Annotated in this window: 7 protein-coding genes; 4 read left to right on the forward strand and 3 right to left on the reverse strand. The window is 74.1% G+C overall.

From position 1 onward, the window contains the following. Positions 1-130 precede the first annotated feature (130 nt). Positions 131-880, forward strand: coding sequence for a bestrophin-like domain (locus CCN44_RS31420; protein ID WP_086701438.1), 750 nt, complete (start codon positions 131-133; stop codon positions 878-880). On the opposite strand, the gene CCN44_RS31425 is transcribed toward CCN44_RS31420, so the two are convergent. Next, positions 862-1,854 (reverse strand): acyl-CoA desaturase, encoded by a 993-nt coding sequence (locus CCN44_RS31425; RefSeq protein WP_223283689.1) that lies wholly within the window; start codon positions 1,852-1,854, stop codon positions 862-864. The genes CCN44_RS31420 and CCN44_RS31425 overlap by 19 nt on opposite strands. 227 nt (positions 1,855-2,081) lie before the next feature. Between CCN44_RS31425 and CCN44_RS31430 the strand changes: the two genes are divergently transcribed. Both CCN44_RS31430 and CCN44_RS31435 read left to right on the forward strand, forming a co-directional pair. After that, positions 2,082-4,250: an acetoacetate decarboxylase family protein gene (locus CCN44_RS31430; RefSeq protein WP_086701445.1), complete on the forward strand. Its 2,169-nt coding sequence runs from the start codon at positions 2,082-2,084 to the stop codon at positions 4,248-4,250. 30 nt (positions 4,251-4,280) lie between these two features. Then, a complete protein-coding gene (locus CCN44_RS31435) occupies positions 4,281-4,541 on the forward strand; it encodes a hypothetical protein (protein WP_086701448.1) in 261 nt (86 codons plus the stop codon). 37 nt (positions 4,542-4,578) lie between these two features. On the opposite strand, the gene CCN44_RS31440 is transcribed toward CCN44_RS31435, so the two are convergent. Together CCN44_RS31440 and CCN44_RS31445 are read right to left on the reverse strand one after the other, a co-directional pair. Then, entirely contained in the window at positions 4,579-6,198 is a 1,620-nt protein-coding gene (locus CCN44_RS31440) for a peroxidase family protein (RefSeq protein ID WP_208639877.1), read from the reverse strand. Between the two features lie 67 nt (positions 6,199-6,265). Beyond that, positions 6,266-7,549 carry a cytochrome P450 gene (locus CCN44_RS31445; protein ID WP_094372408.1) on the reverse strand — a complete coding sequence of 428 codons (1,284 nt, stop codon included), beginning with the start codon at positions 7,547-7,549 and terminating at the stop codon, positions 6,266-6,268. 130 nt (positions 7,550-7,679) lie between these two features. Between CCN44_RS31445 and CCN44_RS31450 the strand changes: the two genes are divergently transcribed. Beyond that, a partial coding sequence (locus CCN44_RS31450; RefSeq protein ID WP_086701457.1) for a lysophospholipid acyltransferase family protein occupies positions 7,680-8,302 on the forward strand: 623 nt, incomplete at its 3' end.

The raw sequence follows: 8,302 nt of genomic DNA on the forward strand, positions 1-8,302 counted from the left end.
CCCGGCCGCCCTCGCCGCCGCCCTCCTCGGCTCGCGGCGCATCGGCAAGTAGGCGGCGGACGAGTGGCGGACGGGTCCCGTGCACGCACCGAGCACACCGAGCACACCGAGACGACAGGAGACCGAGTCGATGATCGAGACCTTCGCCGTCGTTCTGGGGATCGCCATGGTCACCGCGGGCATCGTGGTGATCTGGCATCACTACTGGCCCCCCGCCCCGGACGAGGAACCCCGCGAGGACGTCGCCGAGTACATCTCCATGATGGTCGGCGTGCTCTACGCCCTCGTCCTCGGTCTGTCGATGGTGTCCGTATGGGAGACCCGGTCCGGCGCGGTGGGCCATGTGCAGGCGGAGGCCAGCGCCGCCCACCAGATCCGGCTGCTGTCCGCGGGGCTGCCGCCGCTGGAGGGGGAACGCACCCGCAGCGCCGTCGACGCGTACGTACACCATGTCGTGTCCACCGAGTGGCCCGCGATGGCGGCGGGGCAGCCGCCGGGCCGGCGCGGCTGGGACCTGCTGAACGACCTCCGCGCGGCGGGCCAGATCCCCGCCGGCGCCACCGCGGCCCAGCAGGCCACGCTCCAGGAGACCCTGGCCCAGCTCAGCACGCTGGACGACGCCCGGCGCGGCCGGGAGGCGGACGCGGCCGACACCCTGTCACCCGTGCTGTGGTTCGGGCTGATCGTCGGCGGCCTGCTCACCGTGGTCTTCATGTTCATGTTCGGGGTGCGGCGGAGCTTCACCCACGTGGTGATGGTGATGGGCCTGAGCGCGCTCATCACCTTCACCGTGCTGCTGGTCTACCAGCTGAACGAGCCCTTCAACGGCATCTTCGCCGTCGACTCCTCCCCGTTCACCCGCTACTTCGCCGGCACCTGACCGTACGGCACCCGCCGGCCGGCCGCCTCCGCGCGCAGCCGGGCGGCGATCCGCCGCTCGTCCGGCCACCGTACGTCGTACGCCCAGCCCCACCGTTCGAACCGGGCGATCAGCCACGCCGTGAGGTCCGGCTGGCCGCGCAGGCCGCCGTGCCGGGCGCTGTTGGGGTCGGCGTGGTGGAGGTTGTGCCAGCCCTCGCCGAAGGTCAGCAGGGCCACCCAGGGCACGTCCCGGGACTGGTCGCGGGTGGCGTAGTGGCGCGGACCGAAGGCGTGCGCCACGGAGTTGACCGACCAGGTGACGTGATGGACGACGGCGTACCGGACCAGGCTCGCCCAGAAGAAGGTGACCAGCGCGGACCGGGCGTCCTGCGTGACCGCCAGGACCAGGGCCGGCGGCAGGCCCAGGGAGACGGCGATGGTCAGCGGATACCAGCGGTCCAGGCGGCGTACGTCCGGATCGGCGAGCAGATCGGGGGCGTACCGCGGGTGGTGGGAGCGGAGCGTCGAGGTGAACCAGCCCACCTGGGCGTGCCACAGCCCCTTGAGCAGCGCCCGCCGGCCGGTGCCGTACTTCCACGGCGAGTGCGGGTCGCCCTCCCGGTCCGCGTACTGGTGATGGCGCCGGTGCTCGGCCACCCACAGGGTCACCGGGCCCTCCATGGCGAGACCGCCCGCGACACCGAGGGCGATCCGCAGCGGTCGTTTCGCCTTGAACGACAGATGGGTGAAGTGGCGGTGGTAGCCGGCGGTGATGCCCATGATGGACAGCGCGTACATCCCGGCGCCGAGGACCCCGTCGTACCAGCGGGGCCCCCAGCCGCCGGCCAGGGCGACGGGCAGCACCAGCGCCAGCACGGCCAGCGGGCCCACCACGAGCGTGAGCAGATAGCCGGTGCGCAGCGGCAGACCGACCGGAACGGTGTCGGGCAGCGGGGCGCGCAGGCCCTCCGGGCGGTCGGGGGACACGGTCACGGCGCGCCTCCCACGAGGAGGGGCGGGGGAGCACAGGGGGTCATGTGCGGCGATTATGCGGCAGCCCCCTGCCCGCGCCGCCCAGGCTCGGCGGCCGTACGGCACCCGGCGGCAACCTCTACCTGGATGGATGAAGGTGCGGGCGCGTTCCCCCTGGCCGACCATGGGACCGAGGCCGCGACCTCGGACGCGGCCCGCCCCATGTCGTCGAACCCAGGGAGCGTCGGATGCGAGCGGACGGCACCGCACCCGGACGGCCCGCGCCGGACGGCCAGGACGCCAGGGAACAGCTGCGCCGGTGCGCGCGGGACGTGGTCGACGTCGCCGAGGGCATCCGCGCGGTGTCCGAGCGCACCAGCACCGTACTGTTCGCCCCGGCCCTGGCCGCCGCCGCGCGCCGCCGCCCCCGCGCCGGCCTCGCCGCCCGGTGGGCGCTGCTGCGGGCCCTGACGAACAAGCAGGGCCTCGGCGGCTCGGCCATCACGGCACCGAGGGGCATGGGCCATGTCCTCGGCGCCGCCGGCGAGGTGCTGGGCCGGGAGAACCTGGCCGCGCTGGTGGCGGTCACCTCGCTGCGGCTGCGGATCGCCGCCGTGCTGGTCGACCACCCCGAGTTCGTGCGCGATCCCGGCATGCGCCGGCTGACGGAGGCCGTCACCGCCGACAAGGACCTGGCGGCCGTACGGTCCCTGCGCGCCCTCTTCCGCGACCAGGGCGCGCAGCGCGCCCTGTCCGGGCTGGCGCCGCTGATGGCCGAACTCCTCGCGATCCGCGCCCTGCTGGACGAGGACCCGAAGAACGACGAGACCGGCTGGGCGCTGGCCACCGGCCGCGAGCTGTCCGCCGACCCGGTGCACGGCATCAGCGCCGCCCACCTCGCCGGCATGGACAAGGGCGAGGGCGCCGCGGAGGCCGTCGACCTGACCGACCAGGAAAGGCAGGTCATCGCCCCAAAGGGGTCCTTCCTCGGCTTCCTGCGGAACATCGAGATGCTCTCCACCGACGGGCGGATCCTGCTGCAGAACGTGCGCGGCCCGGACGGCGTCGTACGGTACGTCCTCCAGGCGCCGGGCATGGCACCCGGCCGCCCCCGCAACGACTCCCCGCAGGACTTCGTCGGCGCCTGGCGCAACCTGTTCATGACCGACTCGCCGTACACCCGCTCGATCCTGCTCGCCCTGGCGGACTACGGCATCCCGCGCGGCGCCGACCTCGCGCTGATCGGGCACAGCGAGGGCGGCATCGCGGTGATGAACCTCGCCCAGAACGAGGAGTTCTGCCGCACCTACCGGGTCACCCACGTCATCGCCGTCGGCTCCCCGGTGGACACCAAGAAACCCGCCGACCCGCGCACCTGGGTCGCCAGCATCACCAACCAGCACGACATCGTGCCGGTCCTCGACGGCCGCGGCGCGGGCTCCGCGTTCGACCCGCACCCCAACTGGTACGAGGTCGACTACACCGGCCCCACCCACGAGTTCCCGCTGTGCCACATGCTCCGCGAGTACATCGAGCACCTCAGGACCGTCATCCCCGAGGCCCGCGAGCGCGTCGACGAGGCCCTCACCCCCTACCGCGGCCCCGTCGTGCGCACCCAGGCTTACCAGCTCAAGGACCGCGCCAACCCGCCCGAGGGCTACCCCTTCCTCACCCTGCCCACCACCTCGCTGCCCACCACGGCCGGCCCCATCGACGTACCGGTGCGCTACTACGACTCCTCCGCGGCCCACCTGTGCTACCCCGTCGACGCGGACACCGCCCGCGGCCTGCTGCCCGACGTCACCTGGATGACCCCGAGCCGGGCCGCCCGCCGTGCCATGGCGGTGCTGTCGCTGTACGAGCACCGCTGCACCACGATCGGCCCGTACACCGAGATCGCCCTGTCCGTGCTGGTGGACGACCTGTGGCGGCCCCGCCCGTACGACGTCGCCGCGGACCTGCTGCGCCGCGTCGACCTGCGGCGCACCGGCCGCCACGTGCTGTCCCTCGGCGTCACCAGCGAGGAGGCCCGGGTCGTCGCCCAGGAGATCTGGGGACAGCCCGCGCTGCGGGTGACCGCCGAGGCCGATCTGATGGGCCGGGAGATCGGCGTCCGGTCCCCGGACCTCGGCCTCGCCGTCGACGGCCGCCTCGGGCGCGGCATGCGCTGCCCCGAGGCCGACTGGATCCTCTACGGCCGCCGGGGCGAGAGCACGATCCGCACCCTGGTCCGGGCCCACGGCAGGCTGCGGCTGCACACCGGCGCCGGCGTCCGACTGCGACTGGACACCGCGGCGGCCGAACCCTTCGCCGGGCAGCTGCGCCGGCTCGGCATCGACACGGCCCGGCCCCGGTTCGTCCTCACCTGTCCCCAGTTCATGCTCCACCGCAGCGCCGGCGCCGTCCTGCCGCGCTGACGTCCCCCCACCGCCCCCCGGGAGCGCGCCATGGTGACCGAGTCCCCCGACATCACGTCGTACGACACGCAACTCCTCGACCGGGTCGAGGAGTTGCGGTCGGACGCCGGCCTGATGGAGGAGTACGCCCGGCGGCTGCGCAGCACCGCGGCCACCCTGGACGGCTGCCCGGCGGCCCCCGAGTGGAGCCGCCCCGCGCTGGAACGGCAGGCCGCCGCCTGCGCCACGGCGGCGGAGCAACTGCGCACCGCGGCCGAGGGGTTGTTCGCACTGGCGCGGGCCCGGGACTGAGCCCGGCCGCCCGGCGCGGGCCGGGGACCGGGCGCGGTCAGCGGAGCGCGGCCCGGGTCTGCGCCGCGCCCCGGCCGAGGGACACGTCGTAACGCGCCTTGTCCTCCGGCAGGTTGCGGTGCACCAGGTCGGAGAAGCTGCGGGTCTCCCGTACGACCCGCATGCCCTCGGGGGAGAACGTGTCGGGCCCGAACAGGCGGGGTGCGAGCAGCGGGTTGTTCAGCGCCTCGGAGAACGCGTCGACGGAGATGATGCGTTCGAGCAGCCGCCCGAAGATCGCACCGGGCTCCGGCTCCTCCGCGAACAGCCCGACGTACAGATCGATCGCGTCGACGTCGGCGTACATCTCCAGCAGCGCCTCCTGGACGCGCGGGTCGCCGGAGATCTGCTGCGGATCGGTGACCCGGGGGAAGCCGTAGTGGACGCGGTAGTCGTTGTACGAGGCCAGCCGCAGCTCCCGGCCCACGGAGACGCTGTGCGCCTCGATCGGCAGCAGCAGCTCGTCGGTGTTGAACAGCCCGGCCAGACCGGCGGGCTGGCGGGACAGGTCCTCGAAGAGCGGGCCGAGGCCACGGTCCACGACCAGCCGCGCGTTGGCGATGGTCCGCTCGAGCGGCACCGGGCGGCCGGCGATGGTGTACGTGGAGGGGATCAGGCTGTGCCAGCGGTAGACGAGGCTGAACTCGATCGTCGCCCAGTTCTCCCGGTGCCACACCCCGCGGTCGGTGCGCACGGGGTCGAGGACGAAGCCGAAGTGGTACGGCGTGATGTGGTTGATGTACTCCTCCAGCATCACCCGGATCATCGTCACGATCAGCGTGTTGCGGGTGGTCTGGAAGACGCGTTCGTCGCCCCAGTCGGGGTGGGCGGCGGCGAGGAGGCCGGCCACCCGGTTGTGCTCGCGCAGGAACAGGACGTTCAGCGCCATCGGCCCGATGTGCGCGTGCACGCGTTCCCCGCCGCACGCGAACAGGGTGTCCAGGCGGTCCTCGGGCACCTCGTCGAACCGGACCGGTCGGATCGCCCGGAACTCGTCGCTGATCCGCCCGCCCTCGCACAGGGCGGGCGGGAACTCGGCCCCGTTGATGATCCGGCTCTTGAGCCGCCCGCCCTCGAAGGTGCGCAGGCAGGCGGTGACGTCCGCGCGGTCGCCGTACAGCTGGCACATGTCCAGGGTGTGCGGCGAGTCGGTGCGGCGCGGGTCGCCGGTGGCCGCGTGGCCGCGCAGGAAGCCGTCGGTGAACCACTGCGCGAACGCCGGCAGCAGCGCGCTGGACCGGGTGCAGTAGCGGCCCTCGCCCTCGCGGCGGAACAGCTCGGCGACCTCCTCCGGGGCGGGCAGCCCCTTCGGCAGCTCGGCCACCGGCGGCAGATGCCGGCCCACCCAGGAGCGGTCGGTCAGCGAGTCCCAGGAGGTGTAAGGGGCCTTGACACTCAGCGGGTTGGGGCGCGGCGGGGCCTTCAGCACGGCCAGGTCGGTCAGCTTGGAGTTCAGCCTGCGGTGCAGCCACCGGCTGCGCTGGGCCACCTGCCAGGCCGGGCCGTAATGGGTCAGCAGATGCGTCTCGAAGCGGTTGCGCAAGCCGTCCCGGGACCTGTCCCGGGCTCCGGTCCACGGCGCGGTCCCGGCCTCGGGCGAGCGAAACGTGACGGTCACTGGGTCCTCCGGTCGGTTCGCGGGAAGCATCCCGGCGCCGGACCTCCGGGTCCGGCGCCGGGTACGGTCAGCTCGGGGTCGTGGCGCTGCGGCCGGAGCGCACCCGGTAGTGCTGCGGGAACGGGGTGTCCGCGTAGTCCAGGGCGCGCTCGGCGCCGGGCAGCGGGCGCACGCCGGGGCGCAGCAGCACACGCCGGACCAGCTCGGGCACGATCACCTGGGCCGCGTACCGGCCGACGCAGTCGTGGGCGCCGTAACCGAGGACGAGGTTGTGCGCGGGCGGGCGGCCGGGCCGGAACTCGGCCGGGGCGTCGACCACCTCCTCGTCGAACATCGCCGACGCGAAGCAGGCCAGCACCACGCTCTTGGCCGGGATCACCGTCTGCCGGGGGGTGCCCGCGGCCAGCACGTGGTCGCGCAGGCAGAGCCGGGGCGTGACGGGCACGAACGGGTGGAAGCGCAGCGCCTCCCACACATAGGCGTCGAAGCGGGCCGGGTCGCCCTCGCCCGCCGCGCGGACCGCCTCGGCCAGCGCCTCGGGACGCACGGCGAGTTCCTTGAGCGCGGTGGCCGTGCACTGGGTGGCGTTCTGCTGGTAGCCCGTCAGATAGCCGACCAGGTTGGCGTTGATCCGCTCGTCGTCGAAGCCGTACTCGGCGGGCAGCCGCGTGCGCAGCATCCGGCCGAGGATGTCGTCGGAGCCGTCGGCGGCCGCAGCGGACCGGCGGCGGGCGATCAACTCGGCCACCCGGTCGTGCAGTTCGCGGCCGGCGGCCACGCCCGCCGCGTGGATCTCCGGGTCCCGCCCGGGGTTGATGGCGAACGCCCACTGCATCCGGCGGGTGCAGGAGTGCAGCGTCTCCTCCTCGATGCCGGTGAACCCCAGATAGGCGATGGCGACCCGGGCGGCGGCCACCCGGGCGTAGTCCTGGATCAGATCGAAGGTGTCCGCGCCCCGGCCGGTCACCTCGTCCAGCACCTCGTCGGCGATCCGCGCGGTCAGCTCCCGGACCCGGGGCGCGTCCTCGGCGGCCAGCATCAGCTGCCCGTACCCGCGCTCCCGCCAGTGCACGTCGGCACCGTCCCGGGCCAGGACGAACGGCGCCCCGAGCACGTCCTCCAGCGCCGGGCCGAACACCCCCACGGTGAACGTGCCGGGCGCCGACAGCACCTCCAGGACGTCGGGGTGCCGGGTGACGAACACGCCGACGGGCGTGCTGAACACCGGACGGCGGGCGCGCAGCTCGGCGAAGAGGGCCGTCCTGCCGGTCGCCATGGCGGTGCGCAGCAGGGCCACCCGCTGCGGGACGTCGTCCTCCGGGATCGCGTCGTACGCGGCGAGAAAGTCCATGCCGGCCATTCAGCCACCGGCCCGCGGGCGCCGCACGTCAAACAGGCATTCGGGGCAGTACGGGCGTGCGCGCGGACGCGGCGGCGGGGAGGATCGGCCCCGGGGGAGACACGGCGGAGAGGAGGGGCCGATGCTGTCCGCATGGGCCGGGGCCCTGGTGCCCGTCTTCAGCGACACGAGCGTGAGCGGCACCGGCCACCTGGAGCTGCCGCCCGGCACCGGGTACGTCCTCGCCGCCAACCACACCTCGTTCTTCGACCCGGTGCTGCTCATCGGCACCCTGCACCGGCTCGGCCTGCGCCCCGCCGTGCTCGCCACCGCCGGGCTGTGGCGGGTGCCCCTGCTGGGCCGGGCGCTCACCCGGGAGGGCTACGTCCCGGTCCACCGGGGCAGCCGCCGCGCCCCGGACGCCCTCCGGGAGGCCGCCGACGCCCTCGCCGCCGGACGCGGCGTGCTCATCTACCCCGAGGGCGGCCTGCCCCGCTACCGCGCCTCCCACGACCGCCCGCCCGGACGCCTGAAGTCGGGGGTGGTTCGGCTCGCCCTGTCGACCGGCGTCCCGGTGATCCCGGTCGGGCACGCGGGCGCCCGCCGCGTCTCCTCCGGCAGCCACGCCAAGCAGCTCGTCGGCTGGGCCACCGCGCCCGTGCGCCGCCCCCGCGTCCACGTGCACATCGGCCCCGCCCTCCGGCTGGACACCGCCGAGCACCCCCTGGACGACCTGGAGTCCGCGCTCGCCCAGGCCTGGGCGAG

The sequence above is a fragment of the Streptomyces tricolor genome, from assembly GCF_002155905.1.
Classification (GTDB): domain Bacteria; phylum Actinomycetota; class Actinomycetes; order Streptomycetales; family Streptomycetaceae; genus Streptomyces; species Streptomyces tricolor.